This window comes from Neptuniibacter sp. (assembly GCF_024231755.1).
In the GTDB taxonomy this organism is placed as follows: Bacteria; Pseudomonadota; Gammaproteobacteria; order Pseudomonadales; family Balneatricaceae; genus Neptuniibacter.
Window position 1 is genome coordinate 1 of sequence record NZ_JAAEQH010000040.1, and the last position, 1,005, is coordinate 1,005.

The following is a 1,005-nucleotide window of genomic DNA, read 5'->3' on the forward strand; positions in this document are numbered from 1 at the left end:
GAACCGGACGAGATTTAAGAACAGGATCAGGCATCTGCTGTTTTTAAATGGTTGTGTCGCTGGTGCTACTGACGTTGCTTCACCAAAGGCGAAGAAGGAGATAGACCGGTTATATCTACCAGATACAACAAGGCGTTTTATCAAACAACTACTGGCTATTATTAAAGGATTTAACAGGGAAATAAAAATGTTAGAAACAGAAATAGAAAAGAGAGGTCAGGATATAGAGGATGTTAAACTTCTGCAGACGATTCCCGGTGTTGGATACCTGACAGCTATAATAATTTATGCTGAGGTCGTGGATATTAATCGATTTAGATCCAGGAAAGCTTTTGCCAGTTATACAGGTTTGGTTCCAACGGTACGGGCTTCGGCGGAGAGAGTTATCACTGGTGGAATAACCAGGATTGGGTCCCGGCCTCTACGAACAGCCCTTGTAGAAACAGCACTTAAAGTAACACGGTATTCATCAAGTTTAAACCGGTTCTTCAACCGTATACTTTACAAGAACAATGTTCAAAAAGCCAGAGTAGCCGTAGCTCGGAAACTATCGCTGATAATTTATGCTATGCTGAAGAACCGGGAGCCCTTTAGATGTTAATATCTTTAGATCAAATTAGTTGGAATTGATAATGGAGCGGTCAGCTCGGTTTGTGGATTGGATCTTAGAGAATCAGGAAACGAGAGTGGGCGACCGCTTCCTGAGAATGTTTTCGTGGGCCTTTTTAAAAGAAACGAGCTCGAATAGGTGTCTTTAACAATCCAACGAATTTGTCTAGTAATCTAAAATTATTATTGACAAACGCCTTTTCATAGGAGTCCACACTTGGTGGCGTATCTCTGGTAGTCTCTGGTAGTCTCTGGTGGTCTCTGGTGTCGAAAGGTGGAGGTGAAAACGGGGCTAATTTATTGGCGGATACGGAATTGCGTTGTGTGGCAATGAGTTATGAAAAGCTTGTCGTGGATACTACCCATACCCCGTCGAAGTAATTTGGCGGGGTATAA

At 42.6% G+C, this 1,005-nt stretch carries 1 protein-coding gene; it reads left to right on the forward strand.

The annotated features are described in order from the left end of the window. Positions 1–601 (forward strand): IS110 family transposase (locus GY843_RS01255; protein ID WP_297305905.1); only part of this gene is annotated, 601 nt, incomplete at its 5' end. Positions 602–1,005 lie beyond the last annotated feature (404 nt).